Source organism: Micromonospora purpureochromogenes, from assembly GCF_900091515.1.
GTDB lineage: Bacteria > Actinomycetota > Actinomycetes > Mycobacteriales > Micromonosporaceae > Micromonospora > Micromonospora purpureochromogenes.
This window is the reverse complement of record NZ_LT607410.1, coordinates 4,457,523-4,481,915: the sequence shown is the minus strand read 5'-3', so window position 1 is coordinate 4,481,915 and position 24,393 is coordinate 4,457,523. Positions and strand designations below refer to the sequence as shown.

The following is a 24,393-nucleotide window of genomic DNA, read 5'->3' as shown; positions in this document are numbered from 1 at the left end:
TCATCGAGATCGTCAAGCACGGCAGGCACTGCCTCGTCTGCGACCGTCCCCTGCTCGTACCAGGCTACGCAGCGGGCTCGGTACGCTGGCGGGGGCCGTGTAGCGCGTCTTCCAGGTGCGCGAGTGCAGCAATCGCGACTGTGTCGACCCCCGCCCCTGTGCCAGCGACAATGCGTTGGGCCACCCGGATCGCCTCGTCCGGACTCACCGCCTCAAATACCAGCGGCACCAGGACGCGTACCGCGGCACACCTGCCGTCGATGTCCTCCAATAATCGGGGGTGCCGCTCGATGAGCCGGGCGAGGCGGTGGTCAACCACCGCGTCGAGCATGGGCCGTTCCCGCCACTGCAGGGCGGCCCGCAGCTGAGCCCTGCCGTTCGGCCGGTGCAGCAGGTCCGCCGGGTCAGCGCCAGCACTGAACTCAGCCGCCAGCAACGGGCCGGGCAAGCGTTGCTGCCGGAGCAGTTGCCAGGCCCGGTCCACTGCGCCACGGCCGGCCGGGTCCGCATCGAATGCCGCCACAATGCCCCGCGCGGCACCAGGCAGGTCCCGCAGGATCGCGGCCTGGCCGTCGGTCAGCATGTTGCCGCACGGCGCGAGAGCCACCGCTCCTGCCCGGCGCGACCGGGAGTAGGACAGCCACACAGCGAGGACATCGGCCGGCCCTTCGACCAGGACCGGCGTCCACCGTTCGTTGAGGCGGTCCTGCTGCTCCGCAACACCGAACAACAGCCGTCCCTTGTCGTAGATCGCAGTCTCAGGGCTGTTGATGTATTTCGGCACACCATCCCCGGGACCAGGGCCGGCGCGGCCGAGGAACGCCACCGCATGACCGGCTGGGTCGCGCACGGGGAACATGATCCGGTCCCGGAACACGTCAAGCAGCCGGTCCGCGTCGCCTCGGGCGCGGGTCGCCAGGCCTGCGCCGACCAACTCCTCCGCCGTGAAGCCGGCAGCGCGCAGGTGGCGCGTCAGCGAACTCCAACCGGGTTGGGCATACCCGACCCGCCACGGCCACTCCCGCTGCACAACGACACCGAGACCGCGATCGACGAGATAGGCGCGAGGGCCGTCAGCGTATGCAAGCTGATTGCGGTAGTACGTTACCGCGGCCTCGACGGCCGCGAGTAGCCGCTGGGGATCGACCCCGAGACCGCGTATCGAGGGCGTCGGATGACTGAGTCGAGGTGCGCCCATGGCCTACCTCCGATATCCAAGCTAGCTTTGGCCCGCCCGTCCCCGCCAGGAGCGCTGCGCCATGCGGTCCCGACGCGCGGCGCGGGTGCGTTGCGCCCGACGGGTCATCTCAGCGGTGGAGGCGGCGACCGCGGCGGTCAGCCGCTCGGCGCTGGGCTCGTCGTACCAGGGGAGCAGGTTGAGCATGGCCACCTTGACGCCGGTGGCGAACAACAGCGCCGAGCCCTTCGGCAGCGCCCGGATCTGCGCGGGGTCGAGGATCCGCTGCCGGCGTACCGATGTCTGGTACGACGTACGGCCCTGACCGTCACGGGTGCGCGAGGCGACGGTGACGTCGTGTTCGCCGACGAGCCGGGACAGGTCTTCGGCGAACCGGGCGTCGTCGATGCCCGCGCCGACCAGCTTGATCGTGGCGGCGGACCAGAGCGCGTCCATGCCCTGCTCGCCCCAGACCCTGGTGCCTTGCCGGTAGGACTGCAGGATGGTCAGCGGGATGATGCCCCGGCTGCCGAAGTGGCTGTAAAGCTCCGGTAGGTCCGCGATCTTGCAGATGTTCGCGGCTTCGTCCAGGCAGGCGACCAGCGGCGGGTCGAGCCGGCCGCCGTGCGCTTCGGCGACGGTGACCGCTGCGCGGAGCACCTGGTCGGTCAGGCCGGCGACGAGCGGTGCGGCCGCACCCGCGCCGTCCTTGGACAGCAGGTACAGCGTGTCGGCGCTCTCGACTAACGCCTCGATATCCAGCGCCGGCAACGGTAGGTCCGGTGGGGTAACCCAGGACATGATGGTCGGGTTGGCCAAGCACGCCGCGGCGGTGCGGGCGGTCTCGTAGAGCCCTTCGCGGGTTTCCGGTGCGCCGGCCTGGCGGCCGGACATGGCTCGGGCGGAGGCTCCGAAGCCGTGGCTCTTGAGGATCGTGGCCGGCTCGCGGGAGGTGGAGTCCGACAGCCACGCCTGCACTGAGGTGAGCGTGCGGCCCTCGATCGCCGCAGCGAGGATCAGGGAGGTGAGCAGGTCCAGCGCGCCCTGGATCCAGAAGTCGTCGCTGCCCTGGGAGTTGCGGACCTGCTGGACGAAGTGGTTGGCCAACCGGTGGGCGTCCTCGACGTCCTCCACGGCGGCCAGTGGGTTCCACCACCAGCCTTGCGGCACGTGGGCGATGGACTGCGGGTCGAACACCCACACGGTGCCGTGCTCCGCCCGGGCGGCCGCCGTGGTGGCCCACAGGTCGGGCTTGTTGCTGGTTGCGAGGGCCGCCCCCGGTGCATTGAGAATCGACTGCACCGCCAGCGCGGTTGTCTTGCCTGCGCGGGGCGCCATCACCGCCAGTACGACGTCCTCCCAGGAGGAGTAGACGCGGGGACCCGAGCCACGCCGCCGCCGGTGCGCGCCGAGGACGACGCCGGCCGACTCGGCCGAGATCTCCTTCACCGGCACGTCTGCCAGGACCCGGCGCAGGCGTCGGGCCTTAGCGGCCATGGCGGGCAGCGTCATCGCCCGTACCTCGGCCGGGCCGGCCAGCGACGGCAGCGGGTCCTCGGCGTCGGGTTTGCGCTCCTGCCACCACACCGCCGCGAGGGTGCCCAGGCCGACCAGGACCAGAAGCAGCACGGCGTAGGCGACGCCCACCGCGGTGGGGGAGATCCCGGGCCACAGCGCGGCCCAGTCGGTATGCAGCAGGTGTTCCAGGTACGCGGACCCGAAGCCGGGTCCAGTGGCGGGATGCCTGGTCACAGTGGCGGCGATTCGTCCGGCTAGCCAGGACAGCCACATCAGGGCGATCACCGCCCACACCAGCCCGAGCATCACGAACGGGGTGAGCGGTCCGCCGGCGCTGCCGCGCGGCTCGACGGGCCTCGTGTTCATGGCTGCACCTGCCGGATCGCGGCGTCGGTGTCGTAGAGCTCCCATTCCTCGCCGACCAGGGTCAGCGACACCGGCAGTCCGTTGCGTTCGCCGGTCTTGATGAGGTACTTGCCCCGGCCGGGATGCACGGAGCCGGCGAACCAAGCTTCCGGCGCGGCCCAGGACGCCACCAGCTCCCGCTCGGGTCCCGACAGCTTGATCACCTCGTTGACCCGGTTCAGCTCGCGCGGCGGTAGCCCGGCGAGGATCTTGATGGCGGATCGTTCGATGAAGCCCTGCGCCTTGGCTCGGTCCTCAGGCGTGGGCAGGGCGTCGAGGTCGGCTAGGGAGTGGGTGACCATCACGCTGGCCATGCCTCGCTGCCGGTTGAGTCGAGTCAGCGCGTCGGCGTGCTCGACGAGCCCCGATGCGCCGCGCAGGGCCCGCCACAGCTCGTCCATCACGCCGAGATATTGCCGGCGCGGAGCCAGGCCCTGGTCGGCCAGCACGGATGCGGCGTCGACCATGCCGAAGCCGTACGCCCAGGTGCACAGCATCGCGGCGGCTACCAGTTGTTCGCCGGCGGCGGCGACCTGGGAGATGTCGACGCTGACGGCTGGGGCGTCCAGGTCCAGGGGCTTGGTCGTGGGGCCGTCGAACACCCCGTGCAGGCTGCCCTCGCACAGCAGCGCCAGGGTGGGCACGAGCTGGTCGACGCGGCGGCGGTACTCGCCGTCGGTCCGCGCCCGGGCCGCGGTGAGCAGCTCGTCGGCGCCGACTTCGACCAGGCTTAGCACGTCGGGCACCGTTGGGTCGCGCTCAAGACGTTCGGCGAGTAGGTCGATCGCCCGGCCGAGGATGATCTCCTCGGTGTTGTTCAGCGCCTGTCCGCGTACCAAGGCGCACAGCGCCAGCAGCAGCGACATCCGCCGGCCCCGGATCTCCAGCCGCAGCTGCCGGGCATCGGCGGTGCCCATACGGGCAAGGGCGCTGCCCAGCGGGCCGGAGTCCAGCGGGTTGAGCCGATCCAGGCCACGGCCGACCCGGATGACCTGCCCGCCGAGGTGTTCGACGAGCCGGGTGTAGTCGGGCTTGGTGTCGCCGAGGATCAGCGCGCTGGTGCCGAATCCGGTCATGCCGGTGATGAGCCGTTTGACCACCGTGGACTTGCCGACGCCGGGTTGGCCGAGCACGAACACGCCGGGGTTGGTGATCAGGCCCTCGCGCAGCCATTCGAGGGGGTCGAGGCAGACGACCTCGCCCCACAGCATGTGCCGCCCGATCGGCACCCCGATCGTGGGCGCGCCGGACCCGGCGACGAACGGGTAGAGGCCACACAGTTGCACGGTGGTGCCCTGGTATTCCATGCCGGGGGAGACGTGGCTGGCCCGGCCGGCGCCGGGGGCGCGTACACCCCATGCCGGCGCCAGTACGGCCGCGTCGATGGTGCTGCTCTTCATCGGATTCTCCAGATCGCGGGCTGTGTCAGCGGGGCCAGTGGCGGGCCAGCTGCGGCGGGCAGACGCCGCAGGGCAGGGTGGTGGCGAAGCCGGCGGCCTGGCTGGCGCGTAGCTGCCGTAGCCGAATCTTGGCCACGTCGGCGCGGGACTCGACGTCGGCGATGGCCCGGCCCAGGTCCTCGGCGGAGACGACGGTGGTGGTGACGAACAGCGACATCAGGCCCACCCCGGAGCCGGTCGCCTCTTCCCGCGCGGTCTGCAGGGCCCGTTCCCGGTCGGCGTGGTCCCGGGCGGACTCGTCGCGTTTTTGCGCCCGGTTGTACGCCGCCCGGAACGCCGCGGCGTTGACCTCACTCTCGACGATCCGCGCCGCCTCTCCAGCAGGGAAAGGCCGGTACAGCAGCGACACCCGCTTCGGGTACGGACCCGGGGCGAGCAGGCGAGCGAGGACGTCGGCATGCACGTGCTGGCGCGGCGCCTCGTGCCACGCCCACGACACCGACGTGCCGGAGTCGTGCACGTACCGGTCGAGGTGCTCCTCGGCCATCACCGGCCCGGCGGTGTCCCAGTCCACCCACCGACTCAGGTCAAGCCCGGGGGTCGCGGTCAGCCGGGCCACGTCGCCCCGGCTGGCCGGGTCGAAGGCCGTACGCACGATGGCCGAGATGTTCTCCGCGGTGGCCCGGCCGAGGACGGTCAGGCCGCAGCTGCCCAGGGAGTCCTGCAGGCCGGGCAGGGTTCGGCTGATCTCTTCCAGCGCCTCGTCGAGGTTCTTGGGCTTGCTGGGGGAGGCGCCGGGCTTGAAGGTCACCGACACCCGGGTCTCCACGTCGGCGGCGGCTGCCGGGGACACCTCCACCAGCCGTTGCAGCACCCGTCGAGCCGACGCAGGCCCGTGGGGCACGATCCGCCGGCTGACATGGTCGGCGAGTCGGGAGCCCGGATCCGGCGCGGTGTCCACGGTGACCGCGACGTGGTCGACGATCGGCAGGTAGCCCAGGTTCGCCAGCCATCCGCCCCAGTTGGCCACCCACGCCGCGCTGGCCTCGGGGTCGGCCAGCCAGGTCGAGGTGGCCGCGCAGCGCAGCGTCACCGTCATGGTTCCCAACCGCTTGTTGTAGACCACCGCGTACCCGCCACCGCTCTGATCGTCGACCGTCAGCAGGGTGGTGGGCGCCAGCACGCCCGGCAGCTGCCAGGCGTGCTGGCCGGCGACCATCACCCCGGAGCGGTACGAGGTGTAGCCGCGGCTGGTGCCGACCAACCACCGCACCCGCTGCGCGATCCCGGCCGATACCGGCACCCCGTCCCACCGCAGCACCAGCAGCGCCACGAGCAGCGTGCACGGTCCGGCGGAGATGGCCAGCGCCCGCAGCCCCATCGACCCCGAGATGATCAGCACGGTGATCGCCGCGAGGACGACGAAGGTCTGCATCGGTCCGAGGCCGAACAGGCCCATGCCCCGCGCCCGCCGCCAACCCCCGTAGGTGCGCACCTGCGCCTGGTCAATGCTCACGACGGTGAGCTCCCTTCCTGCATGGCGGAGCTGGCGGTGCTCGCGCCCGCCTTTGCTGCGGTCACACCGGCCTGGGCCACCACAGCGGCGCCGATGACGACCGGCGCCGCCGGTCCGGTGGCGGCTCCGGCCGCGCTGGCCGCCGCCATGCCACCCCCGGCGGCCGCGCCCCCGCCAGCGGCCGCGCCCCCGGCTGCTGCGCCTCCGCCGGCGGCCGCACCAGCGGATGCCGTGGCGCCGGTGCCAGCCGGCACGGTGGTGGTGGGCGTCACCGGGCCGGGCGCACCGCCGGTAGTGGCCGTGCCGTTGACCACCTTCGGGGCGCTACCGGTCCCGCCGCCGGAGCCGCCACCCGGTGACGGTGTCGAAGGGGTAGGCATGGCCCCGGTCGGTCCGCCACCACCGGTTCGGCCGCCGCTACCAGGTCCCTGGGAATCCATGTAGCGGGCGTGGTCGCCGGCGCTGTGACCACCGACTGCTCCGCGCACCGACGACGCGGCATGCAGACCCGCCGCCGCACCGGCTCCGACCATCCCCAGGCCACCGCCGCCTGAGGCGACATGACCGGTGAAGATCGTGAAGAACTTCATCAGGGCGGGCAGGGCCACCACTGACAGCACCAGCATGCCCAGGCCCATCAGCCAGTCCCGGCTGTTGCCGCGCATCATCATGAACGCGGTGGCGTACACCGACATCGCGGCCGGCTTGTACAGGGCCAAAGCCAGCGACCAGCCGAGGGTCTTGTGGAACATGCCGCTGGTACCGCGGGTCACCGTGCCCGCCGACGCGAGCTGGAACAGCCCCGCCAGGATCACCACCGATCCCTCGCGGAAGACCATCAGGATCGTCTGCAGGAGAGCGGCGGCCATGACGACCATACCGACGAGGATCATCACGAACGGGGCCACATTGGCCGCCGGAAGCATCAGCGCACCCAAGGCCTCGCTCATCGCCTCGTTGGGTGGCTTGTTGGAGTCGTCGAGGACGGCCTTGCTCAGCAGCCACATGGAGTAGCTGTCACCCGCCTTGAGCACCAGATGGGTGCCGGCGATGCCGATGCTGCCCCACAGCGCGGTGTTCCAGACGCCGCGTACCGCCTGCAGCAGTGGCTCGCCCTTACGGCTGACGGTGATGGCGATGCCCTGCCAGATCAGTCCGCCGGCCAGCAGCAGGATCGTGATGGGCAGCATGAACGAGCGCAGCTCCTGGGCGGGGCCGCTGCCGGCGTTGCACTGGGTGATCCAGTCGGCTGTCCACTGGCTCGGGTCGCTGCCGTTGGTGGAGCACAGATCGTTCGAGGGGATCAGCATCCAGCTGGTCAACAGGACCGTCACCCACTCAATGCCTTCCCGCACGGCTGCGGCCAGGCCGGACAGGACCGTGTTGACCATGGTGTTGCTGACTATGTCGGCGGGATTCGCCGAGCCGCCGGGGATGATCCCGGTGCAGGTCAGAGGGATGAAGGGGTTGCACGAAGGCATGACTCACCCGCCAGCGATGAAGGGTAGGAAGGTGGTCACCTCGGCGGGCGACGCCGCTGTGACCGCCTGATCGAAGGTGCCGCCCGCTGGGGCTACCAGGGCCCAGTCCGCGCCGGTCCAGCGCAGGCGCAGCTCCGTGCTGGCCGCCACCGGCGTCCCGGACACGTCCGGAGCCTCGGTCAACAGGAACAGGGTCACCTCGTCGTCCGTATAGCTGAGAATCCGGTAGCCCCGCAGGGTGGCGTACAGGTGCCCGATGGGCTGCCCGTACGCCACTCCCGACGGAGCGCGCAGCTCGTCGTACGCCTGGGCCACCTGGACCCGCATCGCGGCCGCGTCCGTTCCGACCACCTGGGTGCGCAACGTAGGGCCGAAGACGGTGGGACCGACCTGCGGGGTGACGCGTACGACGATGTGCACTGCGGCGAGGACCGCGCCGGCACGGTCGTGCGTGAACCCGCGCGCCTGGCCTTCGCTGGTGAGGCGAGGACCAGACTGGCTTGACACCGGTACGGAGACGCCCGCCACGTTGGCCCAACCCAGGTCGCTGGGCAGGTCTGCGGGTCCAGCGGTAGCGGCGCCAGCGTCGGGGCGGGCTGGCGTACCCGGACCCGCCGGTGAGATGACAGGTTGATTCGGGTCCGCGCCGACCACCACCGCGACGGTCACGGCACCGACCACCGCCGCTGCGGTCACGCAAGCGGCGATGACCCGGCGGCGCGTGATGCGGCGGGCGCGAGTGATGACGTCGTAGGTCACTGCTCAGCCCGGCAGGACCGCGCCGACCACGACGGCCGCGACCGCCCCGCACGTCAATCCGGCCAGCACCCAGGGGATGCCGGCCGCGCCGTCGGCGGCGAACGCAGAGCGGTTACGGCGACCGACGGCCATCATGATCCCGCAGACCAACAGGCCGCCGACGCCGGCGACGATGAGAATCCACTTCATCCAGCCGAGGAACAGGTTCCCGGTCGCCTCCAGGCCGGGTGGGGCCGCCGGCGGGGGAGTGGGGGCGGCCAGGACGTCCGCGGCGGCACCGATCTGCGCCTCCACAAGGACAGCGGCGGTGGTCAGGTAGTGAGCAAGCACAGCAGGTCTCCCGAAGGTCAGGACGCCCCAGTCGGGCATCTGCCATGGACCCTGACCAGGCGGGGCTGACGGCAGCGTTGATGCTGGAGTGGCCGCCTCCGTTACCACCGTTTCCAGCGGCGGCCGGCAGCGGTAACGGCCCCGGCGACCCGACACCGTCGTGGCCATGGACGCGCGAATCCGAGTAGCAGCGGCAGTGACACTGACGTTGGCCGTTACCGGCTGCGCCGCCGGCGCACAGCCGACGTCAGCCAAGCCGAGCAACAGCAGACCCGTGGCCAGCCTCGGACCGGTCGGCATGGCCGCCCCGGTGCCGCCGCCGACGCAGCCCGGCTTCTCGTACGCCGATGCGGGGCAGGTGTGCCCGCGGTTCGTGATGGCCCTCTACAGCGCCGACACCCGCCGCGACGCGGGCCCGGGCGACGCCTACCAGCGGGCCATGCGCTTCGCCAGCAGCACCCTGGCAGGCCAGAGCGCCGCCGCCGACCGCGACGGTCGCTGGGCGACCTGGGCCGGTCACCGCGTCCACCTCAACACCGTCGTGGAGCCCTTCGCCGACCTACCGCAGCCGGCGGACAACGCAATCACCGCCCGGCGCACGATCCGGGTGACCGCGACCCCCGTGGGCGAGGACGGCTGGCGCGGCTGGACCGAGCGCAGCGTCATCGACTGCGCCCTGCGCCGCGGCGGCCCAGACGGCCCAGGCTGGCGGGTCACCGGCTACGAGATCCGCCAAGCAGGCCTGCGATGAGCCGCCGGTCGCTGATCCTCGCCGGCGGGCTCGCCACCGTTCTCCTGGCACCGCTGACCCTGGTCGTATTCGTCACCCTGTCGGTACTCGGGGCGAGCCCTGCCACGGCCTGCACCATCAGTCCGCCCAGCGCCTCGCCCGGCGCGACAGCCTCGCCACGGGACTGGCCCACCCAGGGCTCCTGGACCTCCGAGCAGGTTGGCAACGCTGCCACCATCGTCGCCGTCGGCGCCGAGATGCACGTGCCGCGCTACGGCTGGGAGTTCGCCGTCGCCACCGCGATGCAGGAGTCCACCCTGCGCAACCTCGGCCACCTCGGCGCGGACAACGACCACGATTCGCTTGGCCTGTTTCAGCAGCGCCCCAGCCAGGGCTGGGGCACCCCCGAGCAGATCCTCGACCCCCGATACGCCGCCCGAAAGTTCTACGAGCACCTGGTCGAGGTCGACGGCTGGCAGACCATGCCGCTCACCCAGGCCGCGCAGGCAGTGCAGCGTTCGGCGTTCCCTGACGCGTACGCGAAGTGGCAGCCCGAGGCTGAGCAGCTGGTTGCGGTGATCAGCGACGGGCTGGACATCGTCTGTACCAGCGACGGCGGCGACGGGCTGCCGCCCCTGGACGACGAGGGCCTCCCCGAAGGCTTCGTACTGCCCACGGACCCGCAGCTTCGGGCCGTGCTCTCCTTCGCGCTGGCTCAGCGAGGCAAGCCCTACGTCTGGGGCGCCGAAGGACCCGACAGCTACGACTGCTCCGGCCTGATGATGGCCGCTTGGGCCGAAGGCGGCGTGCAGATTCCCCGGGTCACCGCCGACCAGGTGCACACCGGCGTCGCCGTTCCCTCTCTGGCGGCGATGCGACCCGGCGACCTGATCTTCATCCCCGGCTCCGACGGCACGATGTCCCGGCCGCGCCACGTCGGCATGTACATTGGCACCGACCGGAGCGGCCGACAGTACCTCGTTCAAGCACCCAAGACCGGCGATATCGTGAAGGTCGTCGCCGTCAGCAACTGGAGCCGGCAGGTCGCTGCCATCCGCAGGCCGCTGCCGCCATGAGGCTTCTACCGCTGTATGCGTTGCGTACTCGAAGAAAATGGCTCTGCCTGCCTCTTTGGGCCAACCATTGTGGCTGCAACTCGGTCTGCACGAAGACACGCCTTTCTCGTTCGCGGCCGCTTGGCCTCGAGGAAGCGGCCGTTTGGGGCCGGTCTTGGGCTACGCCAGGCGGGTGCGGGCCAAGGCGTCGCGGGCGGCGCGTTCGGGTCACACTTCACCCCGGCGCGCCGGTCGCACTGGTCGGTCTAGTTCGACGACCAGATGGTCAGGATGCTGCCGATCCAGTAGCCGATTCATCGCTGGCTCGGGAAGTCGACGGGAGATACACGAATTCGCGGTCCGGACGGATGCGGCAAATCACCCGAGGGCTGTCGATACGCTTCCCATACGGCCGGTGGTTGTAGATCATCGAAAGCTCGTCAAGCTGGGCAAGCGCTGCATCGCCGTAGATATGGCCAACGACTGTCCCGCGTACCTCGACCCAGGACCGCGACGACTCGAATATCATCAGCGCTACTGGGTCACCCACCTGCATGTTCCCGAACTTGTACCGTTCCACCTCAGTGTTTACGTAGAGAAAATCGTCGTCGCAGCCAACCCACATCATGTGACATGAGAGCGCGCCTTCTGGGGTGACCGTGGCCAAGGCGGCGTAGCTGCCCGCACGAACGAGCCGAAGCGTCTTGGGGTGCAGCATGCAGTCCACTCTAGGGGCTAGACACACGCCGACGAGCTGTCCACAGCAACATGTTGGGAACCCCTGCCCAGCGGCGGAACCGCGGGTGCGCGGCGACTTGCTCCGCGCCCGGCAGCGGCTCGACTACTGCCTCGAGCGTCAGGCCGGCGTCGATCGACCAGGACAGGTATGTACCGATCGGCCGGTGGAAGTGCTCGTACGTTAGCGGCACACGTCGCTGCACGCGACGGGGAGCAGGGAGTGAGCAATTCCCGTAGTCGCTCACCCTCAGGTCGCCGTCGTCGCCCATGCGCCCGCAGGTCACCAGTGGGTGCAGGACAGCGAAGACGGCGAGCCCACCGTCGCGCAGCACTCGTGCGGCCTCGCGCACCGCCGACATCGCATCGGCGATCGACATCAGCACCATCAGCGACACCACACAATCGACACTGCCCGGCCTTATCGGCAGGGCACAGGCATCGCCGTTCAGCGCGGCCCGATTACCGTCCTCAACCTGGAGTGCCCGTAGCATGCCGAGCGATCGCTCCACGGGGAACACGCTGTAACCGCGAGCAGTCATTGCCCGAGTCAGCCGTCCCTCACCGGCTCCGACGTCGAGCACTTGACATGGCGGCGGCGGAAGGAGTTCCATCACTGTTGGAAGGTTAACCTCCCAAAAGAATGGGTCGGATCCCGTGGACCGGGCATGCACCGTCCAGCTTTCTACCTGATCATCCCAGCCCGTCATTCGGTACTTTCCTCCAATCCACGGTAATTCGTCGCGGCCATGGAGTACTGCCCGGCGGCAACAGGATAACTCTCTGAGGCGGATAAATGTACACGCTGGGCATCGGCGGCGGGTTCGGACACGACGGGTCCTCCTGCCTGCTTAAGGACGGAGAATTGATTGCCTTCGCCGAGGAGGAACGCCTTATCCGCGTAAAGCTGGCGTACCGGGCGGCACCGGTGCGGTCGGTTCTGTATTGCGTGCGACGCGCCGGGATCTCCCTGGCCGACGTGGGTGCTGTAGCCTTCGGGTGGGACCCAGCGCTGGATCCCGACCTGGCTGTACTGCGGGAAACCGCCAAGGCGCTGCTGGACGCGCCGGCCCTGCGCCAGCTTCGGCCCAGTGAGATCGTTTACCTCCCACACCACGACTGCCATGCCGCGATGGCCGTGGTCGCTAGTGATTACGCCGCAGACGCGGTACTGGTCATGGACGGCCGAGGCGAAACGAGTTCGAGCACCATCTACCAGACCGTCGACCTCGATCTGAGCCCTGTCGCTAGTATGGACGTGCTGGAATCATTGGGAAGCTTTTACTCCTCTGCGACCCGCTTCGCCGGGTTCGGCCGAGGTGGTGAGGGCAAGCTGATGGGGTTGGCGGCGTACAGCGATCCGGCTGCTGCCAAGTCCATTCCTGCCTTCAATCTGGTGGACGACGGGGTCACCGCACTCCTGCCCGCCGACCGGTCCTCTGCCAGTCCCACCGAGCGGCACAGCCAGGCCCGCTCAGGTTGGTTCCAACTGTTCGCCAATACGATTGGCGGCGCCCGGGACACGCCTGTACCCGCGCCAGGCCCGTTTGACCTACTCGCTGCCGACGACCATCTGCCACCCTCGCCTTGGCCCGGCTTCGCTCTGGCCGTCCAGAACGAGCTGGAGCGAGTGGTCGACCACCTGGCTGGCCTGGCGATCGCGCTGACCGGCGCGAAGCATCTCGCGCTCTCCGGCGGGGTGGCGCTCAATTGCAGCGCGAACGGTTCACTACGACGCCGCCTGGGTCCGCGGCTGTCGGTACACGCCCTTGTCGGCGATGCGGGCACCGCCATCGGCGCGGCCGCCTTGCAGCAATATCGGCATGGCATCGACGTCCGCCCCGTACGGCATGCCTACCTGGGCCCGCAATGGTCCGACGACGAGCTTCGGGCCTGCCTGGAACAGCTCGGGTGCGGCTGGAGGGAACCCAGCGATCTGGCCGCCGCTGTCGCCGCCGAACTCGCCGACGGTCGCGTCGTGGGCTGGTTCCAGGACGCCGCCGAAGCCGGCCCTCGGGCCCTCGGGCACCGGTCGATCCTCGCTGCGCCCAACCGAACCGGAATCGCGCATAAAGTTAACCGCCTGAAGCGGCGCGAGCGATGGCGACCATTCGCTCCATCGGTCCGGCGCGAGGACGCGGTGGCCCTGTTCGGTGTCGCTGAAGCCCCGTACATGTTGGAGGCGACCGAGGCAAGCCCCGACGCCCGGCTGGCAGTGCCGGAGATCATCCACCACGATGGTACGAGCCGGCTACACGTCCCGCAGCCGCAGACCAGCGGCCGATTTAGGGATTTACTCGACCGGATGAAGGCATCCACTGGCCACGGGGTTGTGCTGAATACTTCTTTCAACATCGGGCCCGAACCGATCGTTTGTACTCCTGTAGACGCGATCCGCAGCTTCTTTGGTTCGCCGCTCGACGTGCTGGCGATGGGCCCGTTCGTCGTCACAAAGTCAGACAGCCGAAAGGGGCGGTGACCAGGACCTCACCGCCTGCGCATCTCGGGCGGCATGAAGGAGTCGTCCCCTAAACTGTGAAGGCTGAATGCAAAGCGGCAACCTACCTGCACGGGAGCGAGCCGAGTGATCGATGCGTTCGGAACCGGAAACCGTTGGCGTTCCCACGCCACGGGAGCCAACCCTAGGAGCATGGACACGATGGTGGCGAGGCTGCCCACGTGTCCGATCATCGCGATCCGACGTTGCGGACCGGTGAACTCCCACAGCGCCGGATCGGAAGGCGACCGGACCAGGCCGTGACTCCGCAGGAACGCTTCGGCTCCGCCACGGACCAGGGCGATGTGGTCCTGGGCGGACTCCCCGCCGGCAAGGCCCGCCCAGCGCTGTTCCACACTCTCCCGGTCGTGCTCTCGAAGGATGCTCTGCACGGTGGCCAGCCGCCAGCCGCGCCAATCCGGGTAGTGAATCTCCCGGAGCCACTCCTGGAAGTCGGTTGCATTCCCGGGACGTCCTGCGACTACCGCGTAGGTTGCAGCGGCCCGCCGCAACGGCGAGCTCACCAGGACGTCGACCGGCTCTCTCTGCAACGCTTTGGCCAGATAGGCCGCCTGAAGGCGGCCGTCGTCAGTAAGATCGGGGTCTCTGACTACCTCATCCACTGCGGCTTCGGTCCAGATGGCCTCGGCATGCCTGATCAGCAGGATCACGTCTGGTCCGCGATGATGCGGGCCAATGCGGCGCTGTCCACCCACGGAGCGGCGAGCCTGCTCCAGTCGATCTCAGCGAGATCCTTCACGAGCCCGTCCCACACCTGGTCATCGTAGACCACGCCTTGGTGCGCGCGGCGTCGTCGGCACATCTCTTCCGGTTCAGCGAATCGGATGACCAGCACAGCACGCCCCGCGGCCTGAGCCGCTGTAAAGGCATAGTTTCGATCGGCCGCGCGGATATTCGTCGCGTCAAAGTAGGTGCTCAAGCCGTTGCGCAACCGAGCGGCCAGGATCTCCCGGGCGTGGCGGAACACCAGATCCTCGTCACCAAGCCAGTCCCGCCGGCCGCCGAGCCACTCGCGTAGCCTGTCTGTGCTCAGAATCCCGTGCCGGTCCATCAAGCCATGGGCGATGAGCAGACCGCCCAGGGTGGACTTACCGGCACCGGGCAGCCCGACCGGCATAAGTAACCAGCCGGGGCTCGACAGTAATGCGTACACCTCGTCATCGCGCATCGTGCTGCACACCACCCAAGAACTTCGTGCGCAGGTAGTCACGAAACTCCGGTCCGATAGACAATCGCGGGTCGTTCAGGAACTGCGCGCCCACCTCGGCCAGGTTTGCGCGTAACTGGCTCCAAGATGACGTCCGCAGGCCCGTGAACGCTCGCACCTCGCCCGTCAGCAGGCGAACGACCGCGCGGTCGAGAGTCAAGTTCTCCCTCATCCGCAAGCCCAGCTTGGTCGCCAGTGCGTGCAGGCCGACCTGCCCTAAACGCGCCGCTGTGTCGGCATACGTCTCGGCCGGATCGGACCTGCTCAGCGCCAGAAATCCTTTGTGAAGGTGGTACCGGCAGAGTTCCGGGCCGCCCGGTCGAACTTTGGCGAGGTTGAGCACCGCAAGCACCTTTTGCGCCCGCAAGGATAGCGTTTGCTGGTAGTTGTATGGATGGATGGAAAGACGCAGCGACTGAGTCCAACGCTCGTCAGCGGCCGCGAGGAGCGTCGCCTCGCGATGCCGGGCGTCCAAGGCCGTCCAAGCGTCGACGTCGCTGAAGCTTGTGCCGTCAGCCCAGGAAAAATGGAATTGACCGGACCGCCACGAGCCCAGCGCCTGCATACCGGATGCTTCCAGCTGAGTCAGGACGCTATCCCACATCTGGCGCCGACGCGAGATATACGCCCGCCGGTCCGCCAGCCTAGTGCCTGTCAAACTGCGTAGAACCAAGCCGACTCCATCGCGCGCCTCCGGCTCAAAAGTCATCTTGAGTGGCCTTGTTCTTGCGCCGCAATGACCACCAGGCCGTGACGAGCAATAGTATGGCCGCCCCCATACCGATCCACATGTGCCTGGGGGGCACTCGTTGCAAGGGGGTCCACTGGGCAAGCTTCTGTTGGAACAGTGCGAGGTATAGGCCTAGCGGCACCGCTACGATCGACAAAAACTGCAGAAGCGTCTCGGTGCGACGGGCTACGATACTGTGATTCTTTGTGGCCCTAGCGTTAAGATGGTTGCGCAGCCGCTCTACATCCGAGAATACCTGCTCGTGCTGGTGTGCGAGACCCATCCGATCAGCTAGCAGTTCGTACAAGGGCTCACCGACAGGCGTCGTGGCGACTTGGTCGAACCATAACCTGGTGTTGAACCGGATTAGTTTCCCCTCGATGCTGTCCAACTGATCAATCGCTCGCCGCAGGTCGCCGGGGACGGCCGCTAGGTCGCTCGCGAGCAGGTCCAATATGGAGCGCTGGACGATAGCTAGGACGAACGTCGTCAAGTACTCGTACTCAAAGTTCTCGCAGTGGTTCAAGAACTCCTGTTCGAGACGTCTATCGTGCGCATCAACGGCGAAAACAAGATTGTCATAGTTGTAGACTGCCAGCCAGCTCTCCCATAGCTGGAGCTCGCTCCTTGCGCGCAGCCGCTGCAGATCCGAAGGTGCTGGGAGGTTTTCCAGTTCCTTTGGACCTCGGCCGACCGAGATGCAGAATGCCGCCTCCTCCAGACCGGATGTGAAACACTGCAGGCTGCTCTGCGGATCGGCCCGGACGATTACGGCGAGCCGCCAGTTCACCCGCCGGCTGCCGGCCCATTCCAGCTCCGAGAGCACGCTAACCGGGCCACGATCGAGGGTCAGGTCCTCTAGCAGCGACTCCAAGATCTTCGCCCAAGAGGTGACGCTGCCGTCCGGTCGCCGGATCGAGGGCACACCAACTGTGAGCCGACGGCGGTAGACGATCTTTTTGATGTGCCGAGTGACTGATGCGATGTCCTCCAAGTCTGCCGCTTCTAGGTCGACCCGAAGGACGACGGCGCCGATGTGACCCGGCATCATCAAGGCGTCAGCCCAGCGCACCTGAAAGGTGAATCGGCGCAGCGTGTTGCGCAGGTCGGTCTCGAGCACCAGCGGTTGCCGGATCCACAGGCTCGGCGCGTTCCAGGTTAGACGGACCGCTCGGTGCTTATAGGCCTCCCGCCAGTTGCCGCTTGCCGAGTAGTTAGCGGCCATTGCTTGGCGCACCTCCGTCACGCCGGTGGCCGTCGGAACGCCCTGTGCCACGAGCTGCTCACGCTCGCGGCCGAACATCTCCGGGTTCAGCATCGCCTTCACTGGAGGTATGAACGAGTACGAGTGGTCGACGGCGATGGCGAAATCCGTTACGGACAGACGGGTGAACCAGTGCTGCCAGCCTGACGAGGGGGACGGTTCGAACCGCGCGATGTCGCGATCGTCAAGATGGTGCCGAAAGGGATAGACCAGGTACATTGTCGCACTTGGCACGTTCATCCCATCCGTCAGAATGCCCAGCCGCGAACGATCGCAGAAAGGAGCCGCACACGCGCTGTTCATCCATGTGGTTCAGCACGGCGCACGGACCGCCGTCGATCAGGGTGCTAACAACCGACGACCCAGCACAACAGTGAGCGTATCAAAACTGTCAACACAGCATTCGGGGCGACGATCGGTCCTTGCATTGAGGACGAACGGCCGACCATGGATGGAGATCTTAGCGCGAGTCCTCGCTTAAGCCGTTCGGCCCAAGGTCGAAAAGGATGATGGAACGCGAGCCAGTGAGTGGTCAAGGCGGTATGCTGCGACGGCAAGAGGAGTGCCTTGACCCCTGCCCCCGCTGACCCGTCAACGATCTTGCAACCCCGTCCTGGCGTTGCAAGATCAGTCCAGACGCGCGCCGGGATTAGGGTCAGACCAGTCCCTGGTGCCGATGTTCACAGGGTGGAGGCTAGTTCTCTTTGGTCGGCCTGCTCTTGGGTCGGCGCATAGGTTCGCTGACGATCGCCCCGGGGCGGTGTTGTGGCTTCCCGCCGGGGCGCGCAGGATCGGACCCTGACGAATGCTTCCTCATCTTTCGACCGGAAGTCGCCGTTGTGCTCCAGGCGGTGGTCGAGAAGGTGCCGGATGGATCGCGTCGATCCAGTTACCCGGGCGGTGCCCCGACTGTGAGCGCGAGCATCCCCATCGCACCAGCTATGAAAAACGGACCCATCGGGATGTGGGTGCCTCGGCGCACTCGTCCGGCGGCCAACAGCATGGCACCCACGAGTCCTGCAGCCAGGAAGCCCAAGAACACCGCTCCGAACGCCGCGCCCCAGCCCCACCAGCCCAGCAGCGCGGTCACCGAGGTGATGAGCTTGGTGTCGCCCAAACCCATGCCGCGACTGCCCAGGACTAGCCCCATGCTGACGAACACCGTCGTGGTGACAGCCGCGCAGATCGTCGCGCTGACCAGGGGATCCCACCGATGGGTGAGTGCTGCATCGACGGAGAGCAGAGCGAAGACGCCGGCTGCCGCAGGCATGGTGATGGCGTTGGGTAGGCGGTGCACCTGAGCGTCGATGAAGACGATCGGGACTGCGCAGCCGACCCACCACAGGCCGGCCAGCAACACCGGGATGGTAGGAGCGGCGAGAACCACGATGGTCACTGCGATCGCAATGCAGGACTCCAGCACGTACGGAGGGGCGCCCACCCGCTGCCAACACCGGCCGCTTGGCAGCAGCGCGGCCCAGCCGGGCCCAACCGGACTCACCTCAAGGCCGCAGCACTCACAGGACCGCCGGCTGATCTGGCCCGCTGGGACGGCCAGGCGAACGACCAACTACCGCAACATCGGTGTGACAGAGAGACCGAGCATGATCAGCTCAGCCCTGCTGGGCGGGTGAGGAACCCCAAGGCGCTGTGGCGCCGATACCAGCGCTGGCCGGCTGCTCATGCGCTGGGTCGACCAGGCACCTGGTCTTGCTGCGGACCGAGCTGGCTGATCTCGTACCCGTCGGGATAGCTCTTTGCTTTGATGCCGTCGGCGAACAACGGCGTGGTCTGTGGCGCTCCGAACCACCGCTGAAGCCGCGACCGCATCTTCAATGCCGCGTGCAGGCCGGCCCGGACCGGCCAAGTCGGCGCGTCGACTCGCATCGCGTGCCGGAGCGGCGCGTCGTACATGGCGCTGACCAGCGCGTTGCCCAGCGGGGCGAAGGGCTTGGGGATGCGGGTGAGCATCAGCATGCGGGTGGCTCGCTCGATTGCCGCGGCGTCGCCGTTGGGCTGCAGGTGGGTGGCGTCGTGGGCGTCGAACCAGGTCTCGAACTCCTCGTAGGAGCCGGGGATGTCACTGATGCCCATGCGCCGGCCCAGCTCGCGATAGAACAGGTAGGTGGCCTGCCGCTCGTGGCAACAGGGTTGGCGCCAGCCGTACTGCTGCAGCCACCGGGTCGGAATGACCACGAGGCAGCCGAGGACGTAGAGGTAGTCGTCGTTGGGGATGCCGTACGGGCGGTGGATCTGGTTGACCCGCCGCAGAGCGTCGCGGCCGCGTGGCTGGTCGAAGCCGTTGAGCACCATCTCGTACATCAGGAGACCGGTGTCGTCGATGCGCTTCTGCGTACGCTCGGTCAGCTCGCCGGTGGCGGTGTGCACGGCGGCGATCGACGGGATCGAGAAGGACCGGTTGAATGCCAGGTTGAGCCCGAGCTTCATGTCCCACGGGAACTCGTAGCGCAGCATCGTCTGGTAGATGGCCAGGTAATCGCGCTCCGGGTCGAGTTCGCGGATGCGAGCGAGGTTGGCGTAACGAGCTCTCATCGTCGGGCATCTCCAAGCGGGGACTGCGAGGTACGGAGGTGGCGGGACGCGGTGAGCGTCCGGGCCACCACGACCGATCGGGCGTAGGCGGTGGAGACGAGCGTCAGCCAGGAGACCTCGCCGGCGTAGCCACCAGCGGGACGATGTAGGTCATCTGCGGGCTGGATGAGTTCGGCGGCAAGGCCGGCGCGGTGCGCGCGCAGAGCACAGGCGAGGTGGGCTGCTTCCACCGCAGCTCGCCGTTCGTCGTCGTTCACCTCAGCCTGCTCAGCGAACTGCTCGGCCAGCACCGTCACCCGGGCATCCATGTAGGGGCGCAGCGAGAGTCGTGCGTCCCGGATCTCGGCGACCCGGCGGGTCAGGGCGTAGTCGATGTCCCGCACGGCCGTGAGGGGCCGGCGCAGGCTCGCATCGAGCTCGAGTTCCGGCAGTTCAGCGATGAGGTTCCGCCAGAGTGGTTCCAGTTGGCGGTAGAAGCGGAAGTCGTCCCAGCGTCGCGTGATCGCGAAGATCGGGCCCCACGCCGGCATGGTGAGACCGACCATCATGAGCAGCGCGCTGATGGCCACCAGGACCGCGGCGATCTCCCGCTCGCCGGTGGGGCGGTAGCCGTTCCAGTAGGCCACCAGGTACACGATCTTGTTTGTGCTGTAGAGCAGGGCGAAGGCGGCGCCGACAGCCGTGACGCGGAGGCCCCGGCGCAGCCAGGGACGGCCGCAGATTCGGGCGAAGCGCCAGCACAGCCGGGCGATGTCGATGCAGTAGGCGAAGAAGCCCAGGGTCATGAAGATCAGCAGGTACGCGGTCACCGCCGGGTCGGTCGCGTACTCGACCGTGAGGAGCACGGGGCTGTCGTAGGTGAGCGTGTGGGCGAACAACCCGACCATGGCGAGGAAGGCGCCGCCGGTGACCAGCATCCAGAGCCGGACGCGGGCGGCGGCCGTCCTCGGCGGGAGCGCCAGGTGCAGGAGCATGCTCTCGGCGCTCACGGCGATCGTCATCGCGCACCCGTGGGAGAGGACCTTGGCCAGGTTCGGCAGTCCCGATGCGTGATCGATGGCGGTCGCGAGCGGCGGAACGGCGAGCGTGATGCCGACGGCGAACGCTCCGAGAGCAACGCAGATCGCGCCGCGCGCGTGGCTGGGCTGCCGACGCTGCAGGCGCAGCATGTACCCGAAGGCGATCCAGCCCGCGAGGGAGCAGCCGGCGTACAGGGTGGTGTCCATCCGCGCTACCAGTCGGGGTGTTCCAGCGACAGCCGCAGCCGGCCGTACAGCTCGGCCTGCCGCCTGTCCAACGGTAAGTCGTCCTCCTCGCTGGCGCCCCTGCGCGTCCGGCGAAGGAGCAGCGATCCGATCATCTCGGCTTCGCGCTCCTCGGCGGCGGCATAGTTGCTGCGACCGAGGCTGCGCTGGACCAACTGCGGGTCGAGGTCCGGCAGCAGCATCCGTGAGGCCTCCGGGTCCAGCACCTCGGTCGTCTGATGACCGGCGATCAGGTGTCCCAGCTCGTGTCCGATGATCAGCATCTGGTGCAACGGAGAAGTGTTCTGCTCGAAGAAGATGGCGTCGAAGTCTCCCGTCGGTACGAACATGCCGCACACCGTGCGTGCCGGCAGCTTGATCGGAACCAGGTGGATGGGCCGGCCGCGCCGCTGGCCGAGGACTTGGCACAGCGCGCGTATGTCGAACGGCTCCGGCACCTTCAGCGCGGTGAGCAGCTGCTCGCAGCGCTTGCGTAGTCGGTTCAACGTCACCTCAGCGTTCCCCCGTTCGTCGGCGTACTGCCACCGAAGGATCAGCACCGCTACCTGCGATCGTCAGGCGCATCGCTGGCTCCATCAGGGCCGGCGCCTTGGGCCACCGCCCGTAGACGCGCCACCATTTGCTCGATCAACTGAGTGTCCGTGGCGGACAGTCCACTGTCGGCGAGCACCTGACGTAGTGCCACCTGCTTGACGTCCATCCGACGGAGCTCGTTCAGCAGCCCGATCTGCTCCTGGATTCGTTGCGCTGCCGCCTCATCGACGAAGTAGCCGGAGTTGACACCGAATGCGGTTGCCAAGGCCCGTACGTGCGACATCCGAGGGTCGCTCGCCACGCCTCGGCGTAGCTCGCCGATGTAGGCGGCGCTGATGGTGACGCCGGTATCGCCCGCCAGTGCGTTGATTTTGTCGGCGATCTCTTTGTTGGTGTAGCGGCGGTCGGGTTCGTCGGATTCGCTGAGCTCCTCCGGCGTGGGGCGGATCTTGTCGAACAGGTACTCCACCCTGGCGGCCAGCGTATCGAGGGGTGGCAACTCCCGCTCAGCATGCCGATCTTCGACCATGTTCTTCACCCTCCAGCGACCTAAACAGCAGTGTCGCAGATGTAAGCGTCAGCAAAACAGATGTTGACACACGCACCGAATGTGAGCTTATGATCGCCTCTACGTTGAGCAACGCCTGTTGAGCGCAGCGACGATCTGCTCAACGCATGTGTTTCTGGTGGTGTGGGTGGCCGGCCCACTGATCCGAACGGGGGAGTTGCCGGTGGGAGGGATCAGCTCCACGAGGAGCGCAACGGGGGGATGCATCCCGCAGGACTCGCCGGCCTGTTCGGCGGAGAGTTCCGGACACATGGGAGCAGCAACTCGGTCCGGACGCCGTCGACCGGAGGGGGACGCTGGGCCGCTCGGGTAGGGAGACCTTCCGGCGGCCCAGCATCACCGGCTCTCAATCGGCGAATCCACTCGGCGGGTAATCAGCGAACCCCCGTACAGCCCGGGCAGGTCGGCGGCGGTGCGTCCACATCCGACGAATGGGCGACCCGCCAAGGCATCGTCGGCGGCAGGCCGAGGTCGTGCCAGCCAACAGAGGAGAGACGCCTTGATCAAGATCACCAGCAAGGCCGCGAACCCGAGCGTACGGTGGATCGCCGCCGGGCTCACCGGCGCAATGCTGGCCGGATTGATGGGGTGCGGCGAGGACAAGCCTGCCGTGACGCCGACTTCGGGCACCTCACCAGCGTCGGCATCGCCTTCACCGACCGCCGACGCCGAGAGCGCCGAAGCGGCGGCCGCTGCGCTGACCGCCTATCGGAACTACGTCCGGACCTACGTCGCCGCTTCCAACAACGGTGACTACAACGCCAAGCTTGACCGGTTCGTCGCGAACCCGGCGCTACTGACGGTGCGCCAGGACCTGCTGATCAAGTTTCAGCAGGGGCTCGTCACCACCGGGGAGCCAGAGACCACGCCCGCCGTGAGCAAGGTCGACACCACCCGGCGTCCCTTCACTGCGGAGATCGAGGACTGCTTCGACACCAGCGGGTGGGACGTGGTCTCCAAGAAGACCGGCAAGTCCGTCCGCACCAAGGGCCAGGCGACGAGGTACGTGGTGATTGCCCAGGCGGAGTTGTCCGGCGACGGCCAGTGGCGAATCCGGGAGGTCAGCGCCCAGCGGGAGAGGCCATGCTGAGCCGCAGAGCGGCAGGCGCCGCGGCTCTGGGCCTCGCGGTCGGCCTCGGCGCACTGCTAGCACCCGGCCCCGCGTACGCCGACTACGAGCACTGCGACGCGCTGGGCAACTGCTACTGGGTGGTGGAGAAGCCGGGCACGGGGGACGGCGGAAACGGCGGCGGGAGCAACAACGGCGGGGGCGGTGCCGGCCGGGGGTGCAGCTACGAAGGCCAGCCTGTGCCGTGCGTGGTCGACGAGCTCGGCGTCTGGGACGGGGCCTGCTACGTCAAGCGGGTCCCGCCGCCGACCGGCGGTCGTACCGACGGCTACTGGAGCATCCGCACCTGCGGCGTCTACGGCGGCATCGCTTCGCAGAGTCCGGCCACCTGGTCGCCCGACCCGCCCGCCGGAATCCTGCCCTCGTACCAGGAACTCGCCCAACGAGCCATCGCCGAGATGAACCTCGACGGGCCGCGCATCGGGATCGCACCGCGAACGAACGGCGCCGGCCTGGTCGGGCTACCGATCTGGCTCTGGAACAACGTCAGTCCCACCACCTGGGGGCCCATCACCCGGACTGCGGCGGTGCCCGGTCGCTCGGTCACCGCCACCGCCCGCGCCCAGAAGATCGTCTGGAGCATGGGGGACGGTAACTCCGTCACCTGCACCAAGCCCGGCACCCCCTACCAGCCGTCCTTCGGCAAGCAGCGGTCACCGGACTGCGGATACGACGGCTACTCGCAGCCAAGCAGCACCCAGCGCGGGGGGCGGTACACCGTCACGGCGACCACGTCCTGGCTGATCACGTGGAGCGGTGGGGGCGGAAACAGCGGCTCGCAATCCATCGACCTCTCGTCCACCGCGACGATCGACATCGACGAACTGCAGGTGATCACGTCATGACGAGCGCCCCCACCACATCCTCCCGGGCCACCCCACCGCTTGCGGCACCGTACGCCGTGCCCAGAGTCGCTCCGCAACGACGCTGGCGCCCGGCGCTCGTCTGGCTCGCGGTGGCACTGATCGCTGCCGGCGGGTTGATCGCCGCTGCCGTGCTGCGCAAAGTGGGCACCACAGCCGAGTATCTGGCAGTGGCCGCCACGGTGGAGGTCGGCTCCACGATCGATCGCTCCGACCTTCGCACCGTACGGATCACGGGCGACCCGGCCCTCAAGCCCATCCGGGTCAGCGCTGCCGACACCGTCGTTGGGAAGTTCGCCGCGGTCGCACTGGTGCCTGGCACCCTGCTGACCGAGGCGCAGCTCACCGACACCGCGGTGCCCGGCCCGGGCAGACAGCTGGTCGGGATCAGCCTGCCGCAGGAGCGCATGCCTGCCGAGCGGATCAAGCCCGGCGCGGAGGTCGTCCTCGTCCTTACCGCCGACGACGGCCCGGTAGCGACTCAGCAGGCGACGGCGGCACCGATCAGCATCAAAGCCAGCGTCGTGGACGTACGGGACGGGGCGAAGGAGGGGACGACGCTCCTCAACGTGGCCGTCGTCGAACGCGACGGCCCGCTCGTGGCCGCGCGCGCCGCTGCCGGTCGCATCGTCGTCGCCCTGACCACGGGGGACTGA

24 protein-coding genes are annotated in these 24,393 nt (G+C 68.2%); 6 read left to right on the top strand and 18 right to left on the bottom strand.

Annotated elements, in window-relative coordinates; translation table 11 throughout:
* Positions 1-64: 64 nt before the first annotated feature.
* From GA0074696_RS20675 to GA0074696_RS20645, 7 genes are all read right to left on the bottom strand, one after another.
* Positions 65-1,198 carry a toprim domain-containing protein gene (locus tag GA0074696_RS20675; protein ID WP_088962630.1) on the bottom strand — a complete coding sequence of 378 codons (1,134 nt, stop codon included), beginning with the start codon at positions 1,196-1,198 and terminating at the stop codon, positions 65-67.
* A 21-nt stretch (positions 1,199-1,219) separates the two neighbouring features.
* Complete coding sequence (locus GA0074696_RS20670) at positions 1,220-3,061, bottom strand: TraM recognition domain-containing protein (protein ID WP_088962629.1); 1,842 nt, start codon at positions 3,059-3,061, stop codon at positions 1,220-1,222.
* Positions 3,058-4,500, bottom strand: a complete 1,443-nt coding sequence (locus GA0074696_RS20665; protein ID WP_088962628.1) for a hypothetical protein — start codon at positions 4,498-4,500, stop codon at positions 3,058-3,060. Before GA0074696_RS20665 ends, GA0074696_RS20670 begins: the two co-directional genes overlap by 4 nt.
* A gap of 25 nt (positions 4,501-4,525) precedes the next feature.
* Complete coding sequence (locus GA0074696_RS20660) at positions 4,526-6,016, bottom strand: SCO6880 family protein (RefSeq protein ID WP_088962627.1); 1,491 nt, start codon at positions 6,014-6,016, stop codon at positions 4,526-4,528.
* Positions 6,013-7,497, bottom strand: coding sequence for a hypothetical protein (locus GA0074696_RS20655; protein WP_157746073.1), 1,485 nt, complete (start codon positions 7,495-7,497; stop codon positions 6,013-6,015). Before GA0074696_RS20655 ends, GA0074696_RS20660 begins: the two co-directional genes overlap by 4 nt.
* A 3-nt stretch (positions 7,498-7,500) precedes the next feature.
* Positions 7,501-8,193, bottom strand: coding sequence for a hypothetical protein (locus tag GA0074696_RS20650; protein WP_157746072.1), 693 nt, complete (start codon positions 8,191-8,193; stop codon positions 7,501-7,503).
* A gap of 66 nt (positions 8,194-8,259) precedes the next feature.
* On the bottom strand, positions 8,260-8,586 hold the full coding sequence (locus GA0074696_RS20645; RefSeq protein WP_231925100.1) for a hypothetical protein: 327 nt from the start codon (positions 8,584-8,586) through the stop codon (positions 8,260-8,262).
* 274 nt (positions 8,587-8,860) lie between these two features.
* Here GA0074696_RS20645 and GA0074696_RS20640 point away from each other — a divergent pair, with 274 nt between their 5' ends.
* Together GA0074696_RS20640 and GA0074696_RS20635 are read left to right on the top strand one after the other, a co-directional pair.
* Entirely contained in the window at positions 8,861-9,337 is a 477-nt protein-coding gene (locus GA0074696_RS20640) for a hypothetical protein (protein ID WP_088962623.1), read from the top strand.
* A complete protein-coding gene (locus tag GA0074696_RS20635; protein WP_088962622.1) occupies positions 9,334-10,392 on the top strand; it encodes a C40 family peptidase in 1,059 nt (352 codons plus the stop codon). Before GA0074696_RS20640 ends, GA0074696_RS20635 begins: the two co-directional genes overlap by 4 nt.
* Before the next feature lie 265 nt (positions 10,393-10,657).
* Here GA0074696_RS20635 and GA0074696_RS20630 read toward each other — a convergent pair whose 3' ends face one another.
* Both GA0074696_RS20630 and GA0074696_RS20625 read right to left on the bottom strand, forming a co-directional pair.
* On the bottom strand, positions 10,658-11,089 hold the full coding sequence (locus GA0074696_RS20630; RefSeq protein ID WP_157746071.1) for a pyridoxamine 5'-phosphate oxidase family protein: 432 nt from the start codon (positions 11,087-11,089) through the stop codon (positions 10,658-10,660).
* Positions 11,090-11,099: 10 nt separating this feature from the next.
* Positions 11,100-11,720: a class I SAM-dependent methyltransferase gene (locus tag GA0074696_RS20625; RefSeq protein WP_231925464.1), complete on the bottom strand. Its 621-nt coding sequence runs from the start codon at positions 11,718-11,720 to the stop codon at positions 11,100-11,102.
* Positions 11,721-11,902: 182 nt separating this feature from the next.
* Between GA0074696_RS20625 and GA0074696_RS20620 the strand changes: the two genes are divergently transcribed.
* Positions 11,903-13,585 carry a carbamoyltransferase C-terminal domain-containing protein gene (locus GA0074696_RS20620; protein ID WP_088962619.1) on the top strand — a complete coding sequence of 561 codons (1,683 nt, stop codon included), beginning with the start codon at positions 11,903-11,905 and terminating at the stop codon, positions 13,583-13,585.
* Positions 13,586-13,593: 8 nt separating this feature from the next.
* On the opposite strand, the gene GA0074696_RS20615 is transcribed toward GA0074696_RS20620, so the two are convergent.
* From GA0074696_RS20615 to GA0074696_RS20575, 9 genes are all read right to left on the bottom strand, one after another.
* Positions 13,594-14,274: a histidine phosphatase family protein gene (locus GA0074696_RS20615; RefSeq protein WP_088962618.1), complete on the bottom strand. Its 681-nt coding sequence runs from the start codon at positions 14,272-14,274 to the stop codon at positions 13,594-13,596.
* Positions 14,271-14,792 (bottom strand): ATP-binding protein, encoded by a 522-nt coding sequence (locus tag GA0074696_RS20610; protein WP_157746069.1) that lies wholly within the window; start codon positions 14,790-14,792, stop codon positions 14,271-14,273. The genes GA0074696_RS20615 and GA0074696_RS20610 overlap by 4 nt, the downstream gene beginning before the upstream one ends.
* Entirely contained in the window at positions 14,782-15,396 is a 615-nt protein-coding gene (locus GA0074696_RS20605) for a hypothetical protein (protein WP_157746068.1), read from the bottom strand. Before GA0074696_RS20605 ends, GA0074696_RS20610 begins: the two co-directional genes overlap by 11 nt.
* 133 nt (positions 15,397-15,529) lie before the next feature.
* On the bottom strand, positions 15,530-17,044 hold the full coding sequence (locus tag GA0074696_RS20600; RefSeq protein WP_088962615.1) for a hypothetical protein: 1,515 nt from the start codon (positions 17,042-17,044) through the stop codon (positions 15,530-15,532).
* Positions 17,045-17,714: 670 nt separating this feature from the next.
* Positions 17,715-18,248, bottom strand: coding sequence for a prepilin peptidase (locus GA0074696_RS20595; protein WP_157746067.1), 534 nt, complete (start codon positions 18,246-18,248; stop codon positions 17,715-17,717).
* A 257-nt stretch (positions 18,249-18,505) separates the two neighbouring features.
* Positions 18,506-19,378 carry an oxygenase MpaB family protein gene (locus GA0074696_RS20590; RefSeq protein WP_088962613.1) on the bottom strand — a complete coding sequence of 291 codons (873 nt, stop codon included), beginning with the start codon at positions 19,376-19,378 and terminating at the stop codon, positions 18,506-18,508.
* Positions 19,375-20,604 carry an MAB_1171c family putative transporter gene (locus tag GA0074696_RS20585; protein WP_088962612.1) on the bottom strand — a complete coding sequence of 410 codons (1,230 nt, stop codon included), beginning with the start codon at positions 20,602-20,604 and terminating at the stop codon, positions 19,375-19,377. The genes GA0074696_RS20590 and GA0074696_RS20585 overlap by 4 nt, the downstream gene beginning before the upstream one ends.
* Before the next feature lie 5 nt (positions 20,605-20,609).
* On the bottom strand, positions 20,610-21,134 hold the full coding sequence (locus GA0074696_RS20580; RefSeq protein WP_088964694.1) for an ImmA/IrrE family metallo-endopeptidase: 525 nt from the start codon (positions 21,132-21,134) through the stop codon (positions 20,610-20,612).
* Between the two features lie 50 nt (positions 21,135-21,184).
* Positions 21,185-21,706 (bottom strand): hypothetical protein, encoded by a 522-nt coding sequence (locus GA0074696_RS20575; protein WP_088962611.1) that lies wholly within the window; start codon positions 21,704-21,706, stop codon positions 21,185-21,187.
* Between the two features lie 538 nt (positions 21,707-22,244).
* On the opposite strand from GA0074696_RS20575, the gene GA0074696_RS20570 reads away from it, so the two are divergent.
* From GA0074696_RS20570 to GA0074696_RS20560, 3 genes are all read left to right on the top strand, one after another.
* Positions 22,245-22,835 carry a hypothetical protein gene (locus GA0074696_RS20570; protein ID WP_088962610.1) on the top strand — a complete coding sequence of 197 codons (591 nt, stop codon included), beginning with the start codon at positions 22,245-22,247 and terminating at the stop codon, positions 22,833-22,835.
* Complete coding sequence (locus GA0074696_RS20565; protein WP_088962609.1) at positions 22,829-23,719, top strand: hypothetical protein; 891 nt, start codon at positions 22,829-22,831, stop codon at positions 23,717-23,719. The genes GA0074696_RS20570 and GA0074696_RS20565 overlap by 7 nt, the downstream gene beginning before the upstream one ends.
* Positions 23,720-23,829: 110 nt before the next feature.
* Positions 23,830-24,393: an SAF domain-containing protein gene (locus GA0074696_RS20560; RefSeq protein WP_157746066.1), complete on the top strand. Its 564-nt coding sequence runs from the start codon at positions 23,830-23,832 to the stop codon at positions 24,391-24,393.